Genomic DNA, 24,151 nt, shown 5'->3' with positions numbered 1-24,151 from the left:
GGGGTTTTGATTTTCAAGCGGCGTCGCCGGGGGCCACATATTCGGCCCGTTCGGGCAGGCCCTTTTCCTTGCGCACGTGGTTGAGGAACCGCGTGAAGAGGTAGTGGCTGTCCTTGGGGCCGGGGCTGGCTTCGGGGTGGTATTGCACCGAGAAGATGGGCTTGCCATCCACGGCCAGGCCGGCATTGGAGCCGTCGAACAGCGAGATATGGGTTTGGGTCACGCCAGCGGGCAGGCTGTCGGAATCGACGGCAAAGCCATGGTTCATCGAGGTGATCTCGACCTTGCCGGTGGTGAGGTCCTTGACCGGATGATTGGCGCCGTGGTGCCCCTGATGCATCTTGGAGGTCTTGCCCCCCAGGGCCAGGCCGAGCAATTGGTGTCCGAGGCAGATGCCGAACATGGGCTTTCCCGCGTCCATCAGCTTCTGGATCGTGGGAACGGCATATTGACCGGTGGCCGCCGGATCGCCGGGGCCATTGGACAGGAAGATGGCGTCGGGATTGTGCGAAAGTACATCGGCAGCGGTTGCGGTGGCCGGAACGACCGTCACCTTGGCGCCCTGATCGGCGAGGCAGCGCAGGATATTGCGCTTGGCGCCATAATCGATGGCAACGACGTGGAAGTCCGGCTTTTCGAGCGTGCTGTAGCCCTCGTTCCAGGTCCAGCCGGCCTGGTCCCAATGATAGGTCTGGGCCGTGGTGACTTCCTTGGCGAGGTCGAGCCCTTCGAGACCGGGAAAGGCGTTGAGCTCGGCCATGATCGAACCTTCGTCGAACTGACCGGTGGGCTCATGGGCGATGACGCCGTTGGGCATGCCATGTTCACGAATCCGCGCCGTCAGGGCCCGGGTGTCGATGCCGGCAATGCCGATGATATTGCGCTTCTTGAGCCAGGCGTCGAGCTTTTCGGCAGCGCGGTAATTGGACGGATTGGTGATGTCGGCCTTGAGCACGACGCCGCGGACGCCTGAGAGGGCGGCCATGTTGACCGTCTCGATATCCTCGTCATTGGTGCCGACATTGCCGATATGCGGGAAGGTGAAGGTGATGATCTGCCCGGCATAGGACGGATCGGTCAGCACTTCCTGATAGCCGGTCATGGCTGTGTTGAAGCAGACCTCGCCGGCCGAATGACCCTCGGCGCCGATGCCGTGTCCTTCGAGGCGGGTTCCGTCTGCCAGAATCAGCACTGCGGTCGCGGGTTTTTGCTGCCAGCCGGTCACTTTGTCGTCTCCAAGCACGGTTTCGTAGGGTCGCGCGGCAAGAGCGGAGGCGGGAGCCTGCCTCACTGTCGCAGCGATGATGTCGGTTGAGGCCTCCTCTTAGAAGGCCCGGACGGGCAGCGCAAGTGGCGCAGCCCGCGTTTCTTGCCTATATGGGGGCGACATCGTGCATAGCAAGGAGCCGACAGACATGCGTGAAGACATCAGCGAGGGGCTCAAGCAGGCATTGAAAGCCCGCGACCAGCGGCGCACCGCCACCTTGCGGTCCATCAATGCCGCCATCAAGGACCGCGACATTGCCAATCGCGGCGAGGGCAAGGGCCCGGCCACCAATGACGAGATCCTGGCCATGGTTCAGAAAATGGTGAAGCAGCGCGAAGAGAGCTTTGCCATCTATGCCCAGGCTGGCCGGGCGGACCTGGCCACTGTGGAAAAGGAAGAGATCGACATTCTCAACGAATTCCTGCCCAAGGGACTGAGCGAGGAGGAAGTTGCCGCTGCCATCACCGCTGCCATTGCGGCCACGGGCGCGGAAGGCCCCAAGGACATGGGCAAGGTAATTGCCCAGCTCAAGGCCGATTACCCGGGCCGGATCGATTTCGGCAAGGTGAGTGGACAGGTTCGGCAGGCGCTGAGCGCCTGATCAGGCAACCAGCCGGAGCGTGGCCAGCTGAACCTGGTTGCGCCCGGCATGCTTGGCCTTGTAGAGCGCGTCGTCGGCGCGGCTGAGAGCCGATGAAAACGTCTCGGTACCCCCGCCGATGGAGAGGCCGGCGCTGACCGTTGCCACACCGCCCTCGACGCCGATCGGCATGTCGAGCGCAGCAAAGGCCAGGCGTACCCGCTCGGCGGCGTGGCGGGCCTGCTCCTGGTCAAGGCCCGGCAGGATAGCGCAGAATTCTTCTCCGCCGAGGCGAGCGATGACATCGCGATCGCGCAGATGGGCCTTCAGGATCTGGGCAAATTCCTGAAGCACCAGGTCACCATGCGCGTGGCCCATGCGGTCGTTGATCTGCTTGAAGTGGTCGAGATCGAACATGATGACGGCGACGCGGTGGACCGTGTCGATTTCTGGAAAACGGGCGAAGAGCGCCCTGCGATTGAGCACGCCGGTGAGGGCATCGGTGTTGGCTTCGTCGCGATGGCGTCGCGCGGCGCGTGCATGATGCAGAGTCAGCGTGATGGCGCCGATGCCGGTCAGGCCCACCAGAGACATGATCGAGTTGAAGTCCTCGGCCCAATTGTCGGCCGGCGCGGTCAACACCCAGGACTGTTCCCAAAGCAGAACGGCGGCACAGGCGAGGAAGGAGAGGGCGGTGAGACCGTAGACGAAAGTGTTGGCGCTGAGTGCAACCGGCGCCTCCCGGCGGCCCACCCAGTATTCACGGGCGCAGAGCAGCATGATGATGCCGGCGGAAAGATTGAGCACGATGGTGCCAATGCCCGAATAGCCGAGCAGAAACGAAACGTGCAGGGCCACCAGAGACAGGCCGCCAATCATCCATATCGGCCAGCGGCGCGGCCGGGCGGTGCGAAAGAGACGGGAGGCGGAATAGATCAGCGTGAAAGCAATGATCAGCAGCGAATAGGGCACGAGGGTGACGAGCAGATTGTACTGATCGCTCCTAAACGCCATGATGCCAACGCCGAGCACGATCAGCCCGATGCCCGAGGCGCCGTGAACGAGGTAGGATTCCTGGCGGGAATTGAGCCAGCCGATCAACAGGGCTGCCATGAGGGATGCGCTGGAAAAGGCGATGCCGACCATCAGTGAGGCATTATCCAGCATTGTTCCCGCGCCCCTCGTCCGACGGTTCCTTGTGGCGTCCTCTTAAGACGAAAGTCCGAAGGTTCCCTTACACCGGCGTTCAAATTGAATGAATAAGTTCGCCCTTTCGTCAGACCGCAATGGCCGGTCCGGCGAGGGGTGGGCGTTGACCACTGCGCTTTTCCTGGATCGCAGAAATCGAGGCGATGACGACGGCTATAGCGAGGGATGCAGCGCCGATCAGGGGCAGATATTGGTAATTCCAACCGGCATCGAGCAGGGCTGCGCCCAGGATCGCGCCGATGGCGATGCCGATGTTGAAGCCGGTGGGGATCAACGCCGAGGTGAGATTGGGGGCATCGGCAGCCCACATGAGCATGCGCGATTGCAGTGGTGAGCCGAAGGCAAAGTTGGCGCCACCCCATAGCACGACCACGATCGACATCAGGACCGGATCGGCGCTTGCATAGAAGAGGGCGATGAAGAGCAGGACCTGGATGGCGAGCACCGCGATCAGCGAGGGCATGAGCCGCCAGTCGGCCAGGCGGCCGCCGATGAAGACGCCGATCGTCGAGCCGATGCCGTAAAGCAGCAGAATGAGGGGAATGATTTCGGTGCTAAGCCCGGTCACGGTGAGCAGGAGCGGCGCAATGTAGGTGAAGAGACTATACTGGCCGATCATCACGAGGATTGCGATCAGGATGCCGGTGAACACCTGCTGCCGGCCCAGCGCGGAGAATTCGCGGCGGAAACCATTTCTGGCCGCAGAGCGCCCGGCATCCGCGGGCAGCCAGATGGCGATGATAAGCGTCGCAACGAGGCCGAGCGCACCGACGGCCCAGAAGGTGGCGCGCCAGCCCAGGGCATTGCCAATGGCCGTGCCCCCCGGCACGCCGAGGATGTTGGAAACCGTCAGACCGGCCAGGATCAGCGCCATGGCAAAGCCGCGACGCTCCGGTGGCACAATGGCCGTGGCGAGAATGAAGGCGATGCCGAAATAGCTGCCGTGCAGGGCCGAGACGAAGACACGGGCTGCCATGAGCAGTTCGAAATTGGGCGCAAGAGCGCAGAGAGCTTGGCCGAAGGTGAAGCCCAGACCGAGGACGATCACGAGCAGCTTGCGGTTCATGCTCCGGGTGGCCAGGGTCAGGAGCGGGCCACCCAGGGCGATGCCCAGGGCATAGCCGGACACGAGGAACCCGGCGACGGGGATGGAAACGCCCAGACCCAGTGCGACATCGGGCAGGACGCCGGCGATAACGAACTCGGCCGTACCGAAAGCGAAGGCGGCAAGAAAAAGCGCGAGCAAGGGCAAGGACAAGAGGGCACCGGAACCGGAAGAAACTGGAAGGGCCACATTCCATGCCGGCCCGGGCGGGGCAATGCACAAAATGCGCTCATCGCTTTAGAAAAACTATAGCACCGAGGGTGTTGGCGCGACTCTCCGACAGGGATAGGCTCGGTGTCGCAAGAGAGCGCAGTGCGCTCGCAAGGAGACGGGGAATGGCGGTTTCTTCTCAAACCAAGCGGCGCTTTGCCCTGGCGACGGCCCTGCGCGGCGTCCTCATGCTGATCGCCGGTCTTTATGCGGCGATCTGGCCCCTCGAGGCGCTGGCCGTTCTGGTGCTCTTCGGCGGCATTCTCCTGCTCATCGATGGAGCCCTTGGATTGTGGAGCCTTACCTTCGGGGGTGGCAAGTCGGGCAATTACTGGTTCGACGTGGTGGCCAATGCCGCCTCGCTGATCCTGGGAATCGTGATCCTGATCAGTCCGTTCCTGGCTACGGTGTTCACGGTGACCTTCCTGTCGTCGCTGGTCGGCATTGCCGCGATCATCGTGGGAGCGATGCAGATCGTGGTCATCGTGCGGGAGCGCGACAGTTATGCGCGCATCTGGCCGGTGGTGCTGTCCGGGCTGTCCTACATCCTGCTCGGTTTGGTCTTCCTGCTCTTTCCACTGCTCAGCGCCTCCATCGGCATGATCGTGGGCGGAATCCTGCTGATCGCCTTTTCGATCGGTCTTTTCGGGTGGGCCTGGCGGCTCTATCAGGCCAGCAAGGCCTGAACTTTTCAGGGAGGACGTCATGGTTGACCAGTCGGTGCCCGGGCGCTGGAGCGCGGAGAGGGCAAATGAATGGTATGCCCGCCAGCCCTGGCTCGTGGGCGCCAATTTCGTGCCCTCGAGCGCTTCCAACCAATTGGAGATGTGGCAGGCGGAGACATTCGATCCTGCACTGATCGAACGCGAACTGGGCTGGGCGGCAGAGCTGGGCATGAACAGCATGCGCGTGTTTCTGCATGACCTGCTCTGGGCTGAGGATGCAGAAGGGTTCAAGGGGCAGATTTCCCGTTATCTCGATATCGCGCAGGCCAAGGGGATCAGAACGATGCTGGTGCTGTTCGACTCGGTCTGGAACCCCGACGTCGCCTTGGGAAAGCAGCCCGAGCCGCGGCCGGGCGTGCACAATTCCCAATGGGTGCAGGGGCCGGGTCGCGCTCTTGCCGATCCCAACCAGTACGGGCGCCTCGAAGGCTATGTGGAGGATGTGGTCTCGAGCTTTGGGGCAGACGAACGGGTTATCGTCTGGGATGTGTGGAACGAACCGAGCAACCTCAATGGCGGCCGCTTCGAGGAATTGGAGAACAAGCGGGCTCTGGTGACTGACCTGCTGCCCCAGGTCTTTTCGTGGGCCCGGCGCGCTGCGCCGATGCAGCCGCTCACCTCCGGGGTCTGGGCCGGCAAGACGCTCTATGACGATCCGCATGCGCGCATCCAGATCGAGAATTCCGACGTCATCAGCTTCCACGACTACCAGGCTCCCGAGGCTTTCGAGGCCAAGATCGCGGACCTGCCCAGGGACCGGCCCCTCTTGCTCACCGAGTTCATGGCGCGCAAGCCGGGCAGCACGTTCGAAGGCATCCTCCCTATCGCCAAGCGCGAGAAGATCGCCTGCTATTGCTGGGGCCTCGTCGCGGGTCGCTCGCAGACGCTCTATCCTTGGGATAGCTGGGCCAATCCCTATGTCGAGGCCATGCCAGAACCCTGGTTCCACGATGTGTTTCACCCGGACGGCATGCCTTATCGCGACGACGAGGTGGCGCTGATCCGGCAGCTCACGCGCTAGCGGGGCGACTGCGTTCGGTTTCCCGTTGCAGTTCGGCATTGAACGTGGCGCCAAGCACCATGATCAGCGCTGAATTGTAAATCCAGAGCAGCAGAACGATGGCGGTAGCCAGCGATCCGAACGTCGCTTCGAAATTGCCCAGCTGCTCGACATAGAACGAGAAAATGGCACAGGCGGCGAGCCAGAGGGACGTGGCCAGCAGGGCGCCCGGCCAGATCCATTTGGCGCGTTTGAAACGCCGGTCGGGAGCGTAGCGGTAAAAGGCGGCTATGGCGCCGACACCCAGGACCAGCAAGAGCGGCCAGCGCAGGGTGAGAATCAGGGCCTGGTCGGCACTGATGAAGGGCACGGCGCCAAAGAAGGCCGGAAGACCAGCCACGAGGGCCAGGATGACGATCATCGTGATCCCGGCGATGAAGGTCACGAGCATCGACATGGCTATGGCCGCGAGGATGCTGCGCTTTTCATCCTGCGAGCGTGTGCGCGATATGGCGAACATCAGGGCCGCGATGCCGCGCGATCCACTCCAGGCGGCGATGACCAGCGAAAGGGCAAGGCCGATGCCGAGGCCGGTATTGGACTGGTCGGCAAGGTTGCTGAGCTGATTGGCAATGGTCTGGCGCACCATTTCGGGCACGATCCCATCGAGTTTCTGGACCATGTCGGCCATGAATTCGACGGGCATGAGCAGGCCGACGAGGATAATGATGGCGCTGGCCGCGGGAAACAGGGACAGAAAGCCGAAATAGGCGATGCCGGCGCAATTCATCGCCATTTCCATGCGCGCCATGGACCGGATGGTGCGCCAGAGAACACGCCGCCAGCGAAACGGAGAGGTGGGATCGGCATTCGTGGTCGGAACAGGCGTCGTCAGTTCGGTCATGCTCACACGGAAGATGGTGCGGGAGAAAAAGGATTGCGATCAGCGGTAAAGGACGTTGATGCCGGCGACAGTCTCGTCTCGGCGGTAAATTTCAGCGTCTTGGGGCAGGGTGAGTTCGACACTGTCGGGCCCCTCCCAGCGCGGTTGCAGATTCGCCTCGGCACCGACCGAGACGAAGCTCGCTGCATCGAACGGAACAGGCTCGTCCGGCGGGACCAAGGCTGCCTGCATATTGGCATCGGTGCTGTCGCCGCACTGGCGCGAGAACGTGACCAGGTCGAACTGGCCATCAGGCGCGGCCAGGCGCTGATGTTCGGTCACGTCGCAAGCGGGCACCAGATCATTGACGATCCACAGCGTCATGCCGATGGCCAAAGCAGGGCCGGCGGTCAGGATCAGCAGGACGGCGGGGGGCATCTTCGTCTGCGGCATGGGTGTGGATAAGTTCCTTGTTCGTGACTTACGGTCGGTGAATGCCTAGATAACATACATGCGCTTTACCGATCAGTTCCTGGATGAAATCCGTCAGCGCCTGCCGATCACGCAGGTGGTCGGCGAGCATGTGCTGTGGGACAAGCGCAAGAGCCAGCCCGGCAAGGGCGACATGTGGGCATGCTGCCCGTTCCATGCCGAAAAAAGCCCGAGCTTTCACGCCGATGACCGGCGCGGCATCTATCATTGTTTCGGCTGCGGTGCATCGGGCGATCATTTCCGGTTCCTGACTGAAAAGGCCGGGATGAGCTTTCCCGAGGCGGTGGAAAAGCTCGCGGGCATGGCAGGCGTGCCGATGCCGGCCCGTGACGAGCGCACGGAGCGCCGCGAGGCCGAGCAGCGCAGCCTCGTCGACGTCATGGAGCTGGCGACCAAATATTTCGAGGCCGCTCTGGCCCACAATATCGGGGCGCGGGCACGCGGCTATCTCTTCGAGCGCGGCGTGTCGCCGGCGAGCCAGGGTCGGTTCCGCATTGGGTTTGCGCCGGACAGCCGCAATGGGCTCAAGGAGCATCTTGCGGCAAACGGCGTGTCGGCACAGGCGATGATCGATACCGGCCTGGTGACCAGCCGCGACGGCGATCCGCTGACCTATGACCGGTTCCGCAATCGCGTCATGTTCCCGATCACCGATTTTCGTGGCCGGGTGATTGCCTTTGGCGGGCGCGCCATGTCGCCGGATGTGCCGGCGAAATACCTCAACTCCCCCGAAACCCAGCTCTTTTCCAAGCGGCAGACGCTCTACAACGGGCAGTCGGCGCGGGGCGCAGCGCGGGATGGTGCCACCGTTATCGTGGTGGAAGGCTATCTCGACGTCATCGCGGCGGTGTCGGCCGGGTTCGAAGGGGCAGTCGCGCCCCTGGGCACGGCATTGACCGAAGAGCATGTGCAATTGCTCTGGCGCATGAGCGACAATCCGGTGCTTTGCTTCGATGGCGACAAGGCCGGCCTCAAGGCCGCCGAACGTGCGGCCGACCTGATCCTGCCACATCTCAAGCCCGGCAAGAGCGTCAAGATTGCCACGCTTCCCGAAGGACAGGACCCGGACGACCTGATCAAGGCGCAGGGCAAGGCCGCCTTTACAGACGTGATTGAAAAGGCGCGCAGCCTTTCGGACATGGTATGGAGTTTCGAGACCGGCGGCGGACTGGTGCCCGAGGCACCCGAAGAGCGCGCGGCCCTGCAGGCCCGACTGCGCGAACGGGCCAATTCCATCCAGGATTCCTCGGTGCGCTTTCATTACCAGCAGGCGTTCGACGAGAAGATCAAGGCGTTCTTCGCGCCATTGCGGCAGGGCGCGCAGCAGAACTGGCGCAATGGCGGCAAGCCGGCCTATGGACAGAGCGGGGCCTATGGCTATCCCGCGCGCGGCACGCCCCGCCTGGTTGTTTCCGATACGCTCAAGAATTCGCGGTTGCTGCGACCCAGTGCGGTGGCTGAGGCCTCGCCGCGCGAGGCGACGATTATCCTCACCCTCGTCAACCATCCGGCCGTGGTCGAGGACAAGTTCGAGGCGCTGGCGGCGCTCGATTGCGAGACCGCCATTGCGCAGAAGGTGCTGGGGGATATCCTGGCGCTGGTGGTCCGCCATCATGACATTTCCGCCGACGACCTGCGAGCGGCGCTGGGGGCGCGGGGGCACGGCCCGGCGCTCGAGCGGATGGCCGACACGCTCACCCGGCAGGGCGTGTGGCAGGTGGGACTGGAGACGGCTCGCGCGGATGCGGAAACCGGCTTAGGTCATGCGCTGGCCTTGCATAACAAGAAAGTTCAGCTAAATAGAGAGCTGAAAGCAGCCGAAGCCGCGCTGGGCGAAGACCCAAGCGAAGAAACCTTTGAAAGGCTGCGTGACATCAAGAACCAGATTACCACTGTCGATGGCACAGAGGCATTGATCGAAGGATTTGGTTCGCTATCAGGACGCGCAACTCGCAGTTTCTAGGGGAGTTACCCCAAGGGCGGCGACGATGCGCGATTTTGCGTTATGGCGAATCACTTCGTCATGCCATCCGATGCGAACCATTTTGGCATGGGCCGTTAACGGTCCGGTGACCAGACCTTTACCTTGTCTTGAGTTGTCACCACCTAAAGACACAGCCGGAACCATCCGCCCACCGGTTCCGAGGAGTACATGATGGCCACCAAGGCAGCGAACAAAGTTTCCAAGGATACCGAGAAGCCGGAATCCGGCGCGCCTGAGACTTCCAATGACGGTCCGTTGATCGATCAGAACGATGCTGCGGTCAAAAAACTCATCAAAGTCGCCAAAAAGCGCGGCTATGTGACCTATGAGGAATTGAACGCCGTCCTTCCGTCTGACGAGGTCAGCTCCGAGCAGATCGAAGACTTCATGTCCATGTTCTCGGAAATGGGCATCAATGTCGTCGATGAAGACGAGGTCGAAGAGACCGAAGTCGAAAAGGACGAGGAAGACACCGGAACTGAAGTCGCGGCGACGACCGGCACTGCCGTTGCCAGCACGTCCAATGCCAAGTCGGGCTCGGATCGTACCGACGATCCGGTGCGGATGTATCTGCGCGAAATGGGCTCGGTGGAACTGCTCAGCCGCGAGGGCGAAATCGCCATCGCCAAGCGCATCGAGGCCGGCCGCGAGACCATGATCGAAGGGCTTTGCGAAAGCCCGCTGACCTTCCAGGCCATCATCATCTGGCGCGACCAGCTCGCCCAGGGCGAAATCCTGCTGCGCGACATCATCGATCTCGAGGCCACCTATGCCGGCCCCGATGCCAAGCAGGCTGCGCCGGAGATCCCCGTGCCGGTTGCCAAGCCGGAACCCGAAGTGGCCAAGGAAAAGGCCAAGCCGGCCCCCAAGAAGGCATCGTCGGGCGACGACGAGGACGATTACGTGCCCGAGGAGCCCGAGGCCCCGCAGGACCCGGTCGAGGACGACGACGACGAATTCGACAACGCCCTGTCGCTGTCGGCCATGGAAGCCGAGCTCAAGCCGCAGGTGGTCGAAACCTTCGATCGCATCGCCGATGCCTATGGCAAAATGCGCGAGATGCAGGATCGCCACGCCGAAGACCGTACGGCGACTGTGTCCGATGCGGAAACCGAGACGCTGGCCGCCCTGCGCAGCGAAGTGATCGCTGACGTGAAATCGCTGTCGCTCAACAATGGTCGCATCGAAAGCCTGGTCGAGCAACTCTACGACATCAACAAGCGCTTGGTGCGCCTGGAAGGTCGTCTGCTGCGCCTGGCCGAGAGCTATGGCGTCAAGCGCGAGATCTTCCTCGAGAATTATTACGGCCGCGAACTCGATCCGAGCTGGGAATGGCAGCTGGAAAATTTCCAGGGCAAGGGCTGGGGCGAATTTGCCCGCCGGGAAACCGACACCATTGCCGACCTGCGCCGCGAAATCGCGACCCTGGCCACCGAGGCCGGGCTCGATATCGGGGAATATCGTCGCCTTGTGCACAAGGTTCAGAAGGGCGAGCGGGAAGCCGCCATCGCCAAGAAGGAGATGGTCGAGGCCAATCTGCGCCTCGTGATCTCCATCGCGAAAAAGTACACGAACCGCGGTCTGCAGTTCCTCGATCTCATCCAGGAAGGCAATATCGGCCTGATGAAGGCCGTCGATAAGTTCGAATATCGCCGCGGCTACAAGTTCTCGACCTATGCGACCTGGTGGATCCGGCAGGCGATCACCCGGTCGATCGCCGATCAGGCACGAACCATCCGCATTCCGGTGCACATGATCGAAACGATCAACAAGATCGTGCGCACCAGCCGCCAGATGCTGCACGAAATCGGTCGCGAGCCGACGCCGGAAGAGCTCAGCGAAAAGCTGCAAATGCCGCTCGACAAGGTTCGCAAGGTGCTCAAAATCGCCAAGGAGCCGATCAGCCTCGAGACGCCGATCGGCGACGAGGAAGATTCGAACCTAGGCGATTTCATCCAGGACGTGAACGCCATCCAGCCGATCGACGCGGCCATCCAGAGCAATCTGCGTGAAACCACGACCCGGGTGCTGGCCTCGCTGACGCCCCGCGAGGAACGCGTGCTGCGCATGCGCTTCGGCATCGGCATGAACACCGACCATACCCTGGAAGAAGTGGGCCAGCAGTTCTCGGTGACGCGTGAACGTATCCGCCAGATCGAAGCCAAGGCGCTGCGCAAGCTCAAGCATCCGAGCCGGAGCCGGAAGCTGCGGAGCTTCCTGGACAATTAGGAGCGGCCACATGGCTGCTCCGCTCAAGGTCGCTTCGATCCGCGCGGCCATACCGTTCAAGCTGGTGGTGACGTTTACGGACGGCACCTCCGGCACTTTCAATGCGGCACCCATGCTGGCGCAGCGCGGCGAGGGAACGGAGCCTTTGCGGGATCGGGCCTATTTCGGCAAGGTGGGACTGGCGAACGGCGTCCCCACCTGGCCAAACTATTTTGACATCTCACCGCTTTGGTTGCAGGAGGAGATGGACAGAAACGGCGCGCTGGAGCGACCCCGGCCTGCCCGCAGACCCTAGGACACGAGGAGACAGCCATGTCGTTTTTCAAGAAGCTGTTTGGCGGCGGAAGCGCGAGCCAGGAGCCGCAGGGCGACAAGGTGCTCGGAGAGGAAAGCTACAAGGGCTTCCAGATCAAGGCGATCGAGATGAAAGCCGGCAGCGAGCTGCAGCTGGCAGGCCTCATCGAAAAAGAAATCGACGGCGAGACGAAGAGCTACCGCTTCATTCGCGCCGACCGGATGAGCTCGGTCGATGACCTCATCGCGCTGGCGCTTTCCAAGGGTCGCCAGATCGTGGATGAACAGGGCAACGGCATCTACCGCTAAGCCCGACACCAAATGAATGATTATCGACCGCGAGCCGGCCCGGCTCGCGGTTCTGTTTTGAAAGGACCATTGAAATGGCCAGGAAACCGACCGCTCGTTCCGAATTCGTCATGTTCGACGTCGTCTATGAAGACGGCACTCAACGCTCCAACCGCAAGGTGGATGCCAGCCTGCTCGGTGGCCTGGATGGCGACGAGCCCGCCCGCACGGCTATCATGGATCAGGACCGGGCCATTTCCGAGAAGTCGGGCGTGCCGCCCCTCGCGATCAAGTCGATCAAGCGCTCCGGCAAGTAAGCTCGCGCAGCGCCTCTGCGAGAAGGCCTGCGCGGTTTGCGAAGCTGGTGCCGCGCGCACTTGGATGAGGCACGGCCCGGTGCGCGATATTGTGGCGTCGACAGGTCCGGGCGGCGACTTCACCCAAGGCGATGACCCGGCGCCCTTCGCATTCATGCCGACCGATAATGTCGAAGGACGTATCGACGTCTTTGCTCGCGATCGCTGCGGAACGGGTGGCGGGCAGCATGTGGAAGGCGTGGGTAACGTAAAGCTCGGCCCGCATCGTTTCGGCCTGGGCGAGCGCAAGATCAAGCACGCGGTTGAAGGCCATGTCGGGCAGATAGCCCAGCCGGGATAGAACGTCCCGGTCGCGCTTCGCCGATGGCGCGTCGAGATAATTGTAAGTCACGAGGACCGGCCCGTCATGGGCGCAGGCGGCCAGATGGTAGGGCGTGGTCCATTCGCCATCCAGCCCCACATCGGCAAAGCTGGCGTAACCTGGGAGGTCGAGCGCCCGGCGGCGCGCGACCCACTTGCGATATAGCGCCCGATCAGGCTCCGGCCAAAGCCTTGTCCACGGCGGGTTTAACGACGGTACCATAGAGCTCGATCGCCTTCATGACCTTGTCGTGGGGCAGGGTGCCGACGCTGAGTTGCAAGCCGAAGCGATCATGGCCGAACCATTCGTGCTGCATGAGGATCTTGTCGATCACTTCCTGCGGGGAGCCGATGTAATAGGCCCCCTCGGCAGTCGTGCCTGCATCGAATTGAGCGCGGGTGCCCGGTGGCCAACCGCGTTCGGCGCCGATCCGACTCATGGTCGCGTTATGGGCCGGAAAGGCAATGTCGCGCGCATCCTGGCTGTTTTCCGCGATGAAGCCGTGACCCGAAATGCCGAGCCGGAGGCTGGATGGCGTATGGCCGGCCTTTTCTCCCGTCTGGCGATAGAGTTCGGTGAGCGGCTGGAACTGGCGGGGCCGGCCGCCGATGATGGCGATCATCAGGGGCAGGCCGTAATAAGCGGCGCGAGCAACGGAATTGGGCGTGCCGCCGACGGCGATCCAAAGCGGCAGGGGCTCCTGGATTGGCTTGGGATAGATGTCGAGGCCTGGAATGGGCCTGGTGTGCGTGCTGCCTGGCCAGGCGACCTTGCCGCCCTTGCGGATATTGAGCAGCATTTCGAGCTTTTCCTCGAACAGGTCATCGTAATCGTTGAGATCGAGACCAAAGAGCGGGAAGCTCTCGATGAACGAGCCGCGGCCAGCCATGATCTCGGCACGGCCGTTGCTGATGAGGTCGAGCGTGGCAAATTGCTGCCAGACCCGGATCGGGTCTTCCGAGCTGAGCACCGTGACGGCAGTCGAGAGGCGGATCGATTTGGTGCGGGCGGCAGCGGCGGCAAGAATCGTTACCGGCGCGGACGCGACGTAATCGGCGCGGTGGTGTTCGCCGAGGCCGTAAAAGGACAAGCCGAGCTGATCGGCAAGCTCGATCTCTTCGAGCAGGTCGCGCAGCCGCTCAGCCGGAGCCTGGACGCGATTGCCGTTCAGCGGATCGGGGGTGTTTTCGGCGAAGGAATAAAGTCCCAGTTCCATGTGATGTCTCCTTGCCGGCAGAAGTGGACGGCTCGGCCGCCCGCTTCAAGAACGCACATGGGTGATACCGCACGGCCGGAGCCGCGCGGTATCCCGATCAGACATTATTGGCGTTGGGCGTGTAGGCGAACGGCGAGGTGGGGACCGGAGCGGGCTGCGGAGCCTTTTCACCGGCGGTCCTGTGGATTTCGGCGACAAGGGCTGGATCGAGCTTTAGCTTGGCCGCAAGCGCTTCGAGATAGGCCTGTTCGGCAGGCGTATCGGCGCTGATGGCCACCAGCGACGCTGCGTAGATCTCGGCTGCGTGCTCGGGGGTATCGGCACGCGCCACGACGGCGTTGATGTCCAGCGGGGATGAAAGTTCGTCAAAAACCCAAGCCTTTTCCTCGGCGGAAAGCGGCATGGTCTTCAAGCGATCGAAAATGGCGTCCTTTTCGGTTGCGTCGATGCGTCCGTCGGCCTTGGCCGCGGCGATCATGGCGCGCACCAGGGTCTTGCCGAGCTCTTCATGGCCAGCACTTTCCGGAGCGGGAATAAAGGCGTCCTCGCTGGGCGGCGGGGCAGAGCTGGACTGGCCCTGCTGATAGTTCTGCCAAGCTTTGTAGGCGAGCCCACCCACCGCTGCCATGGCACCGACCTTGACCGCATTGCCCAAAAGCTTGCCCGGCTTGCCGCCCGACAACAACATGCCCGCAGCCAGACCGGCGGCACCTGTGACGGCCGTGCGCCTGGTGTTGTCGTCGGTCTGCAAGGACTTGAGGATCTGGTCGATGTTGAACATGTCTACTCCCGTTGTGCTTTGAGCGGAGATGGGAAGGGTGGGCGGCTTTGAAAAGGGTCTCTCACAAAAAGAAAGACCCCGGGGGGCGCCGGGGTCTTCTTCAGGCCTTGGAGGGAGGGGCCAAGGCTGGAGGGGAGGCTAGATATTAGACGCCCGGAGCGACCGGAGCCGTCTCGGTGCCAGCGCCAGCCGGGGTTTCGGCCGGAACTGCCGGAGCGGTCTCAACTGCCGGAGCCTCGGTCATCGGGGCGGCTTCCGGAGCTGCCGGTGCCGGCGTTTCCGTCATGGGAGCCGGAGCCAGAGCCGGGTCGGTGCTGGTCACAGCAGGAGTGCTGTTGACGTCAACCGTGGTGGCGGGGCCGGAATTGGCCGAGAACACCAGGTAGCCGATTGCCAGCAGGGCCAGAGCAACGATGATGCCGACAAACCAGCCGGTACCATTGCTCTCACGGGTATAGACGGTGCGGTTGCCGTCATTGGTGTAGACAGTATCGCGTTCTGGGGTAGCCATCATTTGCTCCTTTGTTTCACGCTGGCTAAGAAACGCTGGCTGTGACGGAGAGTTCCCGCAAACGTGAAAAGCGAGCGAACGCTTTCCAGACGGAAATTTACAAATTAGAATCAAGGATTTGTGAGCCCGCTTACAGCGACGGGCCGTCGTTCTTTTGTGGCTTTTTCGAGATTTTATCTATCAGCGCCAGGAAAAGCGCCGAGACAATGAAGGTCAGATGCAGGATCGTGTACCACATGATCTGCTCGTTGGTGTAGGTCGGCACGTTGAGGAAGATCTGCAACAGGTGGATGGACGATATGGCCACAATGGTCGAGGCCACCTTGATCTTGAGCGATCCGGCATCGATCTGGCCCAGCCAGTGGACTTCTCCCTCGTTGTCGAAGCGCGACACGAAGTTTTCGTAGCCCGAGATGATCACCATGACCACAAGGCTGGCAATCAGCGCCGCGTCGATCAGGCCCAAGATCTTGAGAATGGTTTCGGTCTCGTCGAGGTCGAACAGGTGACTGGCGAAGTCCCAGAGCTTGACGAAGAACGTGACCGCATAGAGCCCCAGGGCGAGGCCAAGGCCGATATAGAACGCCACGAGCAGCCAGCGCGACGCCAGGATGATGCGTTCGACGAAAATCTCGAGGTTCTTCATGAAGGGCTCCGACCAAGCCGCCGAGATTTACCAGGTCCGTTGCCCCCTGCAAGATAGGCGCAGATAAGAAAAAGGCCGGGCAGAGGGCCCGGCCTTTCGAGAGCTTGCGTCGATGCCGCTTAGTTGCTGGCGATCGTGACCAGCGGGGTGATGCGGCGGATGGTAACGCGACGGTTTTCGCGCTCGGCCGCCTCGGTGCGGATCTTGAGGTAACGCTCGCCATAACCCTGGGTGGCCAGGTTTTCCGGCGGAACGCCATAGAAGTCAGTCAGTACGCGAGCCACAGTTGCCGCACGATTGTCCGACAGTCTGAGGTTGGAGATATCCGAACCCACCGCGTCGGTATGGCCTTCGATCAGGAAGGTTTCGTTCGGGTTACGCTGCAGCAGGGCCAGCATGGCGTTGGCGACGCTGGACAGCGAGCTGACCTGATCGCGGCCGATGGTGGCAGCGCCGGTATCGAAGGTCAGGTTACCGACTTCGAGCTTACGGACGCTGTCGCGCAGACGTGCAGAGCGCTTGACTTCGTCGATCGAGTAGGTGCGGGCGATCTGTTCGACCGGCGGCTGGGCAAAGAAGCGCTCAAGTTCCTGTTCGTTGGCATAGCGCGCATCCAGCACGTAGTCGCGAACCGGAATGTTGAGGCGCAGCGGGGGCAGGTCGCGACCCGGATCGTACCAGGTGTCGAGCTGTTCACCGTAGCGGTCATCAAAGTAGGCCAGCACATATTCACGCCCATTGGGGTCGATGCGCGAGCGACGCAGGATGTCGCCGTTCCGGTTACGAACGGTGACGATCTGGGTCCCGTCGGGACGGGTGATCACTTCGCGCACGCGGCCATTGGACAGGTTTTCGTAGAAAATCTCGTCCTGATCGGGATTGTAGAAGCGGTCGGTATCCTGACCGATCGAGTTAACGATCAGCTGGGTGCCAACCTGCAGGATGACCTGCGCGATGGCGTCGCCAGTGCTCGTCTGAACCACGGGCGCCTCAACCACGGTCACATTGTTCTGCTGACCAATATTGTTCTGCGTCACATTGGTCGAGTTATCGACGTTGGTCACGTTGTTGGTGATGTTGGTGATGTAGTTGTTCACGACCGTCTGGTTGATGGTCGTCGACTCGGTGGCCTGGATGGTCTGGCCTTCCTCGGCGGTCACCGAAGCGATCGGCTCGGCTGCAAAGGCGCGCAACAGCTCGGACTGGGCTTCTTCATCGGAAGCAGGCGCAGCTACGACGGGCTCGGCCTCCATTTCCTCGACCGTGACTTCAGCTTCAGCCGGGGTCTCGGCACCGCTCTCGACGGCAAAATCCATGTCCTTGGCGCTGTCGAGGACCGGCGCGATCTGCTCGGCGCTCACACCTTCGGGCAGCGTTTCGATCGGCTCGGCAATTTCGCCATCCGAGGTCACTTCCTCAGCCGGCGGACGCTGCTCGCCTACAGGCGCTTCAGCGGCAGGAGCCTCAACGGCTTCCTCGGCGGGCGCGCGCGGCTGATCGAGCGCCGGCACTGCCGGCAAGGCGAGACCATACTCGGCGAGACAGGCGTTGACATCGGGCTGGCCGGCTTCGGCACAGAGTGCGGAAATCTCGGCGCGTGCAGCATCGATGCGGGCCTGCACCGCGGCGGGATCACCACCGGAGAGCAGTTCGGCCACCGCATCCTCATAGATGGCGACCTGTTCGGCCAGGAGGCTGCCGTAATCAACGTCGGATGCGGCAGGCTGTTCAGCGGCAGGCTGCTCAGGAGCGGGCTGTTCGGCCTCGGCCGGCGCGCGCGGGGCGGGTTCCTCGGCGACACCTTCTTCCACGACCGGCTGTTCGGGAGCGGGCTCTTCGACCTGAGCGGGAGCAACGTCTTCGACAACCGGCTCAGGGGCAGGCTCGACAACGGGCTCAGCCGGTGCGCGAGGGGCGGGTTCCTCGGCTACGGGAGCAGGCTCGGGCTCAACAGGAGCGGCCTCGGGCTCGACAGGAGCGGCCTCGGGCTGTGGGGCGGGTTCTTCAACGACCGGCTCCGGCGCGGGTTCGCGCACTTCCGGTTCCGGCTCCGGTGCGGGAGCAGGGGCGGTTGCCGCATTCATGGCAGCAATACACTCGTCCACACTGGAGAAACCGCCAACAATGCAAAGCTCGGTCAGCTCGGTGCGCGCAGCATCCAGTGCCGCAGCATCGCCAGAGGCTTCGGCGCTCAGATAGGCGTCATAGGCCGCGCGAAGTTCGGCGTCCTGGGCCAGTGCTGACAGCGGCGCAAGGGCCATGAAGCCAATGCTTGTTCCGGCGAGCAGCCAGGTCTTAAGGCTCATCTTGTTATTCCTTTTGTGTTTTCCACACGTCTGCCGAGCATCGTTGGTGTTTCCTGAACCCATCCTGAATGGGCGAAAACGATCCGCGAAGACGCGCAGCAGCCCCGCAAAGGCCGGAACGCCGGGACTTGGGCATGGTTCCCGCGCTCGCTGGGCATTTATGACCCCGTCGTGTTTCTGGCGGGATTGGGGCACTGGACGCAAAGGTGCCGATCCGGCTCCCCAAGCTCGCGGCAATCGTGGTAGGCGAGGACATGGAGCAAATAACCGACATCGTCAGGCTCGAAACGCGCGGCCAGGGTCTTTACGAGATGACGTCGTCCGTACGCCAGCTGGTTTCACGCAGCGCCATCGCCACCGGCCTCCTCACTGTCTTTGTGCGCCACACCTCCTGTTCGCTGCTGATCCAGGAAAATGCCGATCCAGACGTGCAGACCGATCTCAACGGGTTTTTTCGAAGGCTGGTGCCGGAGGGGATGGACTGGCTGGTGCATACGACCGAAGGTCCGGACGACATGCCGGCACATATCAAGTCTGCCCTGACCCAGACGTCCATTGGCATTCCTGTCGTCGAGGGCAGACTGGCACTGGGTACCTGGCAGGGCCTTTACCTTTTCGAGCATCGCCGTCGCCCACATCAGCGGGACGTCGTGCTGCACCTTATCGGAGAAAAATGATGGATCTGGCGATGCTGGCCAGTTACTGGCCGTTCATGCTGGCCATGGTGGTTACCGGCATGGTGTCGGGCGTGGCCGCAGGGCTGCTGGGGATCGGGGGAGGGGCCGTCATCGTCCCGGCGCTCGCCAATTCGCTGCTGCTCATGGGCTATGACGCGGAAGTGGTACAGCATGTCGCGGTGGGCACGTCGCTGGCGATCATCATTCCCACCGGAATTATGAGTGCCCGTGCCCATGCCAAGCGCGGTGCGCTGGACGGACAGGTGCTGCGGCTCTGGGTGCCCTTCATCGTCGCAGGCACCTTCATCGGCGGTCTCATGGCGGGCCTCTTCTCCGGCGACGTCCTGCGCATTGTCTTTGCCGTGCTGGCCTTCGTCATCGCGGCCAATATCGTCTTCGGGTTCCAGACCCGACTGATGGGGCACCTCAAGGATGCAGCATGGGTGCATCGGCTCTCCGCGTTCGTCGTGGGCTATCTGTCCTCGCTGATGGGCATTGGCGGGGGATCGCTGACCGTGCCGACGCTGGTCGCGTTCGGGCGCAGCATGCACAATGCGGTTGGCACATCGGCGGCGATTGGCGTCGCCATTGCCCTGTCCGGCACCGCGGGCTTCCTGATTTCGGGGTGGAGCGTGGATGGCCTGCCGCCGGCCAGCATCGGGTATATCAACCTGCCGGCGCTGGTGCTGGTGGGCGTGCTGGCAGCCGCCCTTGCGCCGGTGGGCGCCGCGCTGGCGCACAAACTGGATCAGAAGACGCTCAAATACATCTTCGCGATTTTCCTGGTCGCGGTTGGGCTCAACATGCTCTGGAAGGTGATCGGCGGCTGATACTGGCCGCAGGGCGCCAGAAAGGCGGTTGGTGGGGACGGAGTTGACTACGGTGGAACCGTCCCCACCGCCCAAGCCCCCTCAGGGAGGGGATCCGGGAACATGGTGGCAGACCTCAGTCGTCAGTCCGCCACCGATGTAACAACGTGCGATTGGCCTTTCGGGTTTGGCCAAAACATGGCGACCCGCGAAGCTGTTGTGGATTAGTCGGCGGTCTCGTCCAAATTCCAGGCCACGTTGACGGTGATGGCAAAGGTCATTTCGCCGGCCTCGACGGGCACATCCGCGGCCGCCTGGGCTTCTGCCCTTGCATACATCGGATAGGGCTGAGGGCCATTGAAATCCTGCCGCTCGGTGATGGATTCAAGAGCGCCCAGCTGCGCACCGGCGACGTCAGCATAAAGTTCGGCGCGCGTCCGGGCATCGGCAAACGCGGCGCGGCGGGCTTCATCGAGCAATTGGGAAGGATCGGCGACCGAGAAGGTAACGCCGTTGACGGTATTGGCGCCGACAGTGACCGATTTGTCGAGAATGGCCCCGAGTTCTTCGAGATCGCGGACGACCACGGTCACCGAATTTGCGACCTGATAGCCGTTGATGCGCGGCGGCAGGGTATAGCCGAGCTCGTCTCGCGCGTCGGAATAGACATAGTTCGGATTGACCGAGAAGCCCGAGGTCTGGATGTCGCGGGACTCGATGCCGGCATCCTTGAGCGCGGCGATCAGTTCGCTCATTGCCTCGGTATTCGCATCGAGCGCCTCACGGGCCGTGGCGCCCTGAGTGGTCACACCCGAACTGATGGTCGCCATATCGGGGGCGGCACGCACTTCGCCACGCCCTTCAATGGTGATATCGCCAGCAAAGGCCGGCAGCGTAGTGGCCAGAAGGGCAAGTGGGGCGAGGACGCTGAGGGCGCGCATGGCAAACTCCTTGTTGTGCACTTACCGGGGGACATTTCCCGGCCTAATGCGTCCTTATTGCGGCGCAGATGAACCAGACTTGAACGGCAGAGTTAGCCTGTGAACAGCGCGAGCGGGATGATGTGGGAAACAGCCAGTTATGTAGTCACTGTAATCGGCCTGCCCTTGGCGATCGCCTTTTATGTGCTCGATCGGTTCAAGCAGCGGTCGCAGGAGGAGGAGGAGACCTATCTCCACCTCACTGACGAATATGTTTCGTTCCTCAAGCTTGCGCTCGACAATGCCGACCTGCGCCTGCTCGATCCCAATGCGACGCACGGGCTCGACGACGAGCAGAAGATGCGCAAGTTCGCCTTGCTGGGCATTCTCATCTCCCTGTTCGAGCGGGCTTACATTCTGACCTATCGCGACGCTATGCGCGGCGCGGAATTGCGGCGCTGGCGCTCATGGGAGGACTGGATGGTCGAATGGTGCCGGAGGGAAGATTTCCGAGCGGCCATGGACGTGCACCTGCCCGGAGAGGACCCCGAATTCGTTGCCTATCTCCAGAAATTGGCAGCGATGTCGGTGCCGGGCTCTCGTCAAAAAGTATGATTTAAGGTCATCGCGGCTTGCACATGGCGGTGGGGGTAGGCTAGTCACAGGCCCTGAGAAAAGCGGGGACGACCATGACCAGCAATCATATTCCTGACGGCGTCCTGATTGGTCGCGCCCTGCTGCCGGGTTTTGATCACCCCCGGGTGGTGACGGTTCGCGACGGCCAATTGGTCGATATCACAGCGCCTGGGCGAGCCACGGTTCGCGACATTGCCGAGAGCGGGCACGCCGCCGACTATGTGAAGAACGCAAAGGGCGACGCTGTCGGTTCGCTTGACGCTCTGCTGGCCGATGCGCTCGCCGCACAATCGGATGGAGCGGCTCCCCGTCTCCTCGCGCCGATCGACCTGCAGGCCATTAAGGCCTCGGGCGTTACCTTCGTGGTGTCCCTGCTGGAGCGGGTGATCGAGGAGCAGGCGCGCGGCGACAAAGCACGCGCCGAGGCGTTGCGCGGTGACATCCTGGCGCTGGTGGGCACCGATCTCAGCCAGCTGGTTCCCGGCTCGGAAGACGCCGCCAAGGTCAAGGCCGCCCTGATCGAAAAGGGCGTCTGGAGCCAGTATCTTGAAGTGGGCATCGGTCCAGACGCCGAAATCTTCACGAAGGCCCAGCCGATGAGCGCGGTGGGCCACGGCGCCGATGTCGGGCTGCATCCGGTATCGACCTGGAACAATCCCGAGCCGGAAGTGGCGCTGCTGGTGACAAGCAAGGGCGAGATCATCGGTGCCACGCTGGGCAATGACGTCAATCTGCGTGACGTGGAAGGCCGGTCCGCATTGTTGCTTGGCAAGGCCAAGGACAACAATGCCTCGGCATCGCTGGGCCCGTTCGTCCGGTTGTTCGACGGTGATTTCTCGCTCGAAACCGTCAAGCAGGCCGAAATCGCGCTGCGCGTCGAAGGCGAAGACGGTTTCGTTCTGGATGGCCGCTCGAACATGGCCGAGATCTCCCGCACGCCCGAATCCCTGGTCGCCGCCACGATTGGCGATCACCACCAATATCCGGACGGGCTGGTGCTCTATCTCGGCACGATGTTCGCGCCGGTGCAGGACCGCGACGGGGCCGGCAAGGGCTTTACCCACAAGATCGGTGACATCGTCTCCATATCGACACCGAGCCTGGGTACACTTTCCAATCGCGTGAACCTATCTACCAAATGTGCGCCATGGACCTATGGCGCCAGTCATTTGCTGCGCGACCTGGCTCGCGCCAACCTCCTCTAGCTCCGGCGCTTTCCCCCAGGCGCGCTCCACCGAAAGGCATCGACATGACCGAATTGCACAAGAACCTCATCGACGGCGAGTGGGTGGGGTCTGATGGCATCGAGAACATCAACCCGTCCAATATCAGCGAAGTGGTGGGTGTCTATGCGCGCGCCACGGCTGAGGAAACCAAGCAGGCCATCGCCGCCGCCAAGGCCGCTTTCCCGGCCTGGTCGCGCTCAGGTATTCTCGAGCGCCATGCCATCCTGTCCAAGACCAGCCAGGAAATCCTGGCGCGCAAGCAGGAATTGGGCGAACTCCTGAGCCGGGAGGAAGGCAAGACCCTTGCCGAGGGCATCGGCGAAGTCACTCGTGCCGCTCAGATTTTTGACTTCTTTGCGGGAGAAGTGCTGCGCCTTACCGGCGAAGTGCTCGCCTCGGTGCGTCCGGGCGTTGGTGTGGAAATCACCCGCGAGCCGGTGGGTGTCATCGGCATCATCACGCCCTGGAACTTCCCCATCGCCATTCCGGCCTGGAAGATCGCGCCGGCGCTGGCCTATGGCAATACGGTCGTGATCAAGCCGGCCGATCTCGTGCCGGGCTCGACCTGGGCAATCGTCGACATTCTCGTGCGGGCCGGCCTGCCCAAGGGCGTGCTGAACCTGGTCATGGGCAAGGGTTCGGTCGTGGGGCAGACGCTGCTCGACAGCCCCGATGTGCATGCCGTCAGCTTTACCGGCTCGGTGGGTACGGGCAAGCGGGTGGCCGAGGCCTCGATCAAGGTTGGTCGCAAGTTCCAGCTGGAAATGGGGGGCAAGAACCCGACCATCGTCCTGGACGATGCCGACCTCAAGGTTGCGGTGGAAAGCGTTGCACAGTCTGCGTTTTTCTCGACCGGCCAGCGCTGCACGGCGTCGAGCCGCGTGATCGTCACCGAGGGTATCCACGACCAGTTCGTGGCTGCCCTGGCCGAGCGTACGGCCAAGCTGCGCGTCGGCCATGCCCTTGAAAAAGATACGGAAATCGGCCCGGTGGTCGATCCGGGCCAGCTCAAGCAGGACACCGATTACATCGAGATCGGCAAGGGCGAGGGCGCGACCCTGGCGGCTGGCGGCGACCGGGTGAAGAAGGATACCGAGGGCTATTTCCTGCAGCCCACGCTGTTCACCGGCGCCACCAACCAGATGCGCATTGCCCGCGAGGAGATCTTCGGGCCGGTCGCGGCGGTGATCAAGGTGAAGGATTACGAGGAAGCGCTGGCCACGGCGAACGATACAGAATTCGGCCTAAGTGCCGGTATTGTAACGACTTCTCTCAAGTATGCGACGCATTTCAAGCGCAATTCGGAAGCCGGCATGGTGATGGTCAACGTGCCCACGGCAGGGGTGGATTTCCACGTGCCGTTCGGTGGCCGCAAGGGCTCGAGCTATGGTCCGCGCGAGCAGGGCAAGTATGCGGCCGAGTTCTTCACCATCGTCAAAACGGCCTATACCGCAGCCGGCTAAGCCGATTGCCAAAGGT

Annotated in this window: 25 protein-coding genes; 13 read left to right on the top strand and 12 right to left on the bottom strand. The window is 62.4% G+C overall.

Features of this window, described 5'->3' with window-relative positions; all coding sequences use genetic code 11:
• Nucleotides 1-13 precede the first annotated feature (13 nt).
• The gene (gene carA / locus VE26_RS10045; RefSeq protein WP_084620331.1) at nt 14-1,225 is read right to left on the bottom strand and encodes a glutamine-hydrolyzing carbamoyl-phosphate synthase small subunit; all 1,212 of its coding nucleotides are present in this window, start codon (nt 1,223-1,225) and stop codon (nt 14-16) included.
• 190 nt (nt 1,226-1,415) lie between these two features.
• Between carA and VE26_RS10040 the strand changes: the two genes are divergently transcribed.
• A complete protein-coding gene (locus VE26_RS10040; RefSeq protein ID WP_046104795.1) occupies nt 1,416-1,868 on the top strand; it encodes a GatB/YqeY domain-containing protein in 453 nt (150 codons plus the stop codon).
• Here the strand turns inward: VE26_RS10040 and VE26_RS10035 are convergent, their stop codons facing one another.
• Nucleotides 1,869-3,014, bottom strand: coding sequence for a GGDEF domain-containing protein (locus tag VE26_RS10035; protein WP_046104794.1), 1,146 nt, complete (start codon nt 3,012-3,014; stop codon nt 1,869-1,871).
• 109 nt (nt 3,015-3,123) lie between these two features.
• Nucleotides 3,124-4,350, bottom strand: coding sequence for an MFS transporter (locus VE26_RS10030; RefSeq protein WP_342018402.1), 1,227 nt, complete (start codon nt 4,348-4,350; stop codon nt 3,124-3,126).
• A 146-nt stretch (nt 4,351-4,496) separates the two neighbouring features.
• Between VE26_RS10030 and VE26_RS10025 the strand changes: the two genes are divergently transcribed.
• Together VE26_RS10025 and VE26_RS10020 are read left to right on the top strand one after the other, a co-directional pair.
• Entirely contained in the window at nt 4,497-5,057 is a 561-nt protein-coding gene (locus VE26_RS10025; protein WP_046104792.1) for an HdeD family acid-resistance protein, read from the top strand.
• A gap of 19 nt (nt 5,058-5,076) precedes the next feature.
• The gene (locus tag VE26_RS10020; RefSeq protein ID WP_046104791.1) at nt 5,077-6,117 is read left to right on the top strand and encodes an endo-1,4-beta-xylanase; all 1,041 of its coding nucleotides are present in this window, start codon (nt 5,077-5,079) and stop codon (nt 6,115-6,117) included.
• Here VE26_RS10020 and VE26_RS10015 read toward each other — a convergent pair.
• Entirely contained in the window at nt 6,107-7,000 is an 894-nt protein-coding gene (locus tag VE26_RS10015; RefSeq protein ID WP_046104790.1) for a YihY/virulence factor BrkB family protein, read from the bottom strand. The two genes, VE26_RS10020 and VE26_RS10015, sit on opposite strands and share 11 nt — an antisense overlap.
• Before the next feature lie 39 nt (nt 7,001-7,039).
• Nucleotides 7,040-7,432 carry a hypothetical protein gene (locus VE26_RS10010; protein WP_046104789.1) on the bottom strand — a complete coding sequence of 131 codons (393 nt, stop codon included), beginning with the start codon at nt 7,430-7,432 and terminating at the stop codon, nt 7,040-7,042.
• Between the two features lie 58 nt (nt 7,433-7,490).
• Between VE26_RS10010 and dnaG the strand changes: the two genes are divergently transcribed.
• From dnaG to VE26_RS09985, 5 genes are all read left to right on the top strand, one after another.
• Entirely contained in the window at nt 7,491-9,434 is a 1,944-nt protein-coding gene (dnaG, locus tag VE26_RS10005; protein ID WP_046104788.1) for a DNA primase, read from the top strand.
• Nucleotides 9,435-9,626: 192 nt separating this feature from the next.
• On the top strand, nt 9,627-11,684 hold the full coding sequence (rpoD, locus tag VE26_RS10000; protein WP_046105235.1) for an RNA polymerase sigma factor RpoD: 2,058 nt from the start codon (nt 9,627-9,629) through the stop codon (nt 11,682-11,684).
• Between the two features lie 10 nt (nt 11,685-11,694).
• Nucleotides 11,695-11,979 (top strand): DUF2442 domain-containing protein, encoded by a 285-nt coding sequence (locus VE26_RS09995; RefSeq protein ID WP_046104787.1) that lies wholly within the window; start codon nt 11,695-11,697, stop codon nt 11,977-11,979.
• Between the two features lie 17 nt (nt 11,980-11,996).
• Nucleotides 11,997-12,287 carry an HlyU family transcriptional regulator gene (locus tag VE26_RS09990; RefSeq protein ID WP_046104786.1) on the top strand — a complete coding sequence of 97 codons (291 nt, stop codon included), beginning with the start codon at nt 11,997-11,999 and terminating at the stop codon, nt 12,285-12,287.
• A gap of 74 nt (nt 12,288-12,361) precedes the next feature.
• The gene (locus VE26_RS09985; protein ID WP_046104785.1) at nt 12,362-12,583 is read left to right on the top strand and encodes a hypothetical protein; all 222 of its coding nucleotides are present in this window, start codon (nt 12,362-12,364) and stop codon (nt 12,581-12,583) included.
• Here VE26_RS09985 and VE26_RS09980 read toward each other — a convergent pair.
• From VE26_RS09980 to VE26_RS09955, 6 genes are all read right to left on the bottom strand, one after another.
• Nucleotides 12,564-13,166: a uracil-DNA glycosylase family protein gene (locus tag VE26_RS09980; protein ID WP_046104784.1), complete on the bottom strand. Its 603-nt coding sequence runs from the start codon at nt 13,164-13,166 to the stop codon at nt 12,564-12,566. The two genes, VE26_RS09985 and VE26_RS09980, sit on opposite strands and share 20 nt — an antisense overlap.
• Nucleotides 13,117-14,160, bottom strand: coding sequence for an LLM class flavin-dependent oxidoreductase (locus VE26_RS09975; RefSeq protein WP_046104783.1), 1,044 nt, complete (start codon nt 14,158-14,160; stop codon nt 13,117-13,119). Before VE26_RS09975 ends, VE26_RS09980 begins: the two co-directional genes overlap by 50 nt.
• A 97-nt stretch (nt 14,161-14,257) precedes the next feature.
• Entirely contained in the window at nt 14,258-14,941 is a 684-nt protein-coding gene (locus VE26_RS09970; RefSeq protein ID WP_084620214.1) for a tellurite resistance TerB family protein, read from the bottom strand.
• Nucleotides 14,942-15,086: 145 nt separating this feature from the next.
• A complete protein-coding gene (locus tag VE26_RS09965; RefSeq protein ID WP_152658790.1) occupies nt 15,087-15,452 on the bottom strand; it encodes a hypothetical protein in 366 nt (121 codons plus the stop codon).
• Nucleotides 15,453-15,582: 130 nt separating this feature from the next.
• Nucleotides 15,583-16,098 (bottom strand): TIGR00645 family protein, encoded by a 516-nt coding sequence (locus VE26_RS09960; RefSeq protein WP_046104782.1) that lies wholly within the window; start codon nt 16,096-16,098, stop codon nt 15,583-15,585.
• Between the two features lie 119 nt (nt 16,099-16,217).
• Complete coding sequence (locus tag VE26_RS09955; RefSeq protein WP_052715800.1) at nt 16,218-18,404, bottom strand: OmpA family protein; 2,187 nt, start codon at nt 18,402-18,404, stop codon at nt 16,218-16,220.
• Nucleotides 18,405-18,658: 254 nt separating this feature from the next.
• Between VE26_RS09955 and VE26_RS09950 the strand changes: the two genes are divergently transcribed.
• Both VE26_RS09950 and VE26_RS09945 read left to right on the top strand, forming a co-directional pair.
• A complete protein-coding gene (locus VE26_RS09950; protein WP_046105232.1) occupies nt 18,659-19,081 on the top strand; it encodes a secondary thiamine-phosphate synthase enzyme YjbQ in 423 nt (140 codons plus the stop codon).
• On the top strand, nt 19,081-19,911 hold the full coding sequence (locus VE26_RS09945) for a sulfite exporter TauE/SafE family protein (protein WP_046105231.1): 831 nt from the start codon (nt 19,081-19,083) through the stop codon (nt 19,909-19,911). The genes VE26_RS09950 and VE26_RS09945 overlap by 1 nt, the downstream gene beginning before the upstream one ends.
• A gap of 203 nt (nt 19,912-20,114) precedes the next feature.
• Here VE26_RS09945 and VE26_RS09940 read toward each other — a convergent pair whose 3' ends face one another.
• Nucleotides 20,115-20,831, bottom strand: coding sequence for an SIMPL domain-containing protein (locus tag VE26_RS09940; protein ID WP_046104780.1), 717 nt, complete (start codon nt 20,829-20,831; stop codon nt 20,115-20,117).
• 99 nt (nt 20,832-20,930) lie between these two features.
• Between VE26_RS09940 and VE26_RS09935 the strand changes: the two genes are divergently transcribed.
• The 3 genes from VE26_RS09935 (at nt 20,931) to VE26_RS09925 (ending at nt 24,135) form a co-directional block, all read left to right on the top strand.
• Entirely contained in the window at nt 20,931-21,425 is a 495-nt protein-coding gene (locus VE26_RS09935; RefSeq protein WP_244465653.1) for a hypothetical protein, read from the top strand.
• A 74-nt stretch (nt 21,426-21,499) separates the two neighbouring features.
• Nucleotides 21,500-22,651: a fumarylacetoacetate hydrolase family protein gene (locus VE26_RS09930; protein ID WP_046104778.1), complete on the top strand. Its 1,152-nt coding sequence runs from the start codon at nt 21,500-21,502 to the stop codon at nt 22,649-22,651.
• 44 nt (nt 22,652-22,695) lie between these two features.
• On the top strand, nt 22,696-24,135 hold the full coding sequence (locus VE26_RS09925) for an aldehyde dehydrogenase family protein (protein ID WP_046104777.1): 1,440 nt from the start codon (nt 22,696-22,698) through the stop codon (nt 24,133-24,135).
• The last annotated feature ends 16 nt before the right edge of the window (nt 24,136-24,151 follow it).

The organism is Devosia chinhatensis (assembly GCF_000969445.1).
Lineage (GTDB): Bacteria > Pseudomonadota > Alphaproteobacteria > Rhizobiales > Devosiaceae > Devosia > Devosia chinhatensis.
This window is presented reverse-complemented; position numbering and strand designations above follow the sequence as displayed.

What these genes read in the sequence shown, in the direction of transcription:
- VE26_RS10040 (WP_046104795.1), top strand. Translation starts at nt 1,416, where the DNA reads ATGCGTGAAGACATCAGCGAGGGGCTCAAGCAGGCATTGAAAGCCCGC.
- VE26_RS10035 (WP_046104794.1), bottom strand. Translation starts at nt 3,014, where the DNA reads ATGCTGGATAATGCCTCACTGATGGTCGGCATCGCCTTTTCCAGCGCA.
- VE26_RS10025 (WP_046104792.1), top strand. Translation starts at nt 4,497, where the DNA reads ATGGCGGTTTCTTCTCAAACCAAGCGGCGCTTTGCCCTGGCGACGGCC.
- VE26_RS10020 (WP_046104791.1), top strand. Translation starts at nt 5,077, where the DNA reads ATGGTTGACCAGTCGGTGCCCGGGCGCTGGAGCGCGGAGAGGGCAAAT.
- VE26_RS10015 (WP_046104790.1), bottom strand. Translation starts at nt 7,000, where the DNA reads ATGACCGAACTGACGACGCCTGTTCCGACCACGAATGCCGATCCCACC.
- VE26_RS10010 (WP_046104789.1), bottom strand. Translation starts at nt 7,432, where the DNA reads ATGCCGCAGACGAAGATGCCCCCCGCCGTCCTGCTGATCCTGACCGCC.
- dnaG (WP_046104788.1), top strand. Translation starts at nt 7,491, where the DNA reads ATGCGCTTTACCGATCAGTTCCTGGATGAAATCCGTCAGCGCCTGCCG.
- rpoD (WP_046105235.1), top strand. Translation starts at nt 9,627, where the DNA reads ATGGCCACCAAGGCAGCGAACAAAGTTTCCAAGGATACCGAGAAGCCG.
- VE26_RS09995 (WP_046104787.1), top strand. Translation starts at nt 11,695, where the DNA reads ATGGCTGCTCCGCTCAAGGTCGCTTCGATCCGCGCGGCCATACCGTTC.
- VE26_RS09990 (WP_046104786.1), top strand. Translation starts at nt 11,997, where the DNA reads ATGTCGTTTTTCAAGAAGCTGTTTGGCGGCGGAAGCGCGAGCCAGGAG.
- VE26_RS09985 (WP_046104785.1), top strand. Translation starts at nt 12,362, where the DNA reads ATGGCCAGGAAACCGACCGCTCGTTCCGAATTCGTCATGTTCGACGTC.
- VE26_RS09980 (WP_046104784.1), bottom strand. Translation starts at nt 13,166, where the DNA reads ATGGTACCGTCGTTAAACCCGCCGTGGACAAGGCTTTGGCCGGAGCCT.
- VE26_RS09975 (WP_046104783.1), bottom strand. Translation starts at nt 14,160, where the DNA reads ATGGAACTGGGACTTTATTCCTTCGCCGAAAACACCCCCGATCCGCTG.
- VE26_RS09970 (WP_084620214.1), bottom strand. Translation starts at nt 14,941, where the DNA reads ATGTTCAACATCGACCAGATCCTCAAGTCCTTGCAGACCGACGACAAC.
- VE26_RS09965 (WP_152658790.1), bottom strand. Translation starts at nt 15,452, where the DNA reads ATGGCTACCCCAGAACGCGATACTGTCTACACCAATGACGGCAACCGC.
- VE26_RS09960 (WP_046104782.1), bottom strand. Translation starts at nt 16,098, where the DNA reads ATGAAGAACCTCGAGATTTTCGTCGAACGCATCATCCTGGCGTCGCGC.
- VE26_RS09955 (WP_052715800.1), bottom strand. Translation starts at nt 18,404, where the DNA reads ATGAGCCTTAAGACCTGGCTGCTCGCCGGAACAAGCATTGGCTTCATG.
- VE26_RS09950 (WP_046105232.1), top strand. Translation starts at nt 18,659, where the DNA reads ATGGAGCAAATAACCGACATCGTCAGGCTCGAAACGCGCGGCCAGGGT.
- VE26_RS09945 (WP_046105231.1), top strand. Translation starts at nt 19,081, where the DNA reads ATGGATCTGGCGATGCTGGCCAGTTACTGGCCGTTCATGCTGGCCATG.
- VE26_RS09940 (WP_046104780.1), bottom strand. Translation starts at nt 20,831, where the DNA reads ATGCGCGCCCTCAGCGTCCTCGCCCCACTTGCCCTTCTGGCCACTACG.
- VE26_RS09930 (WP_046104778.1), top strand. Translation starts at nt 21,500, where the DNA reads ATGACCAGCAATCATATTCCTGACGGCGTCCTGATTGGTCGCGCCCTG.
- VE26_RS09925 (WP_046104777.1), top strand. Translation starts at nt 22,696, where the DNA reads ATGACCGAATTGCACAAGAACCTCATCGACGGCGAGTGGGTGGGGTCT.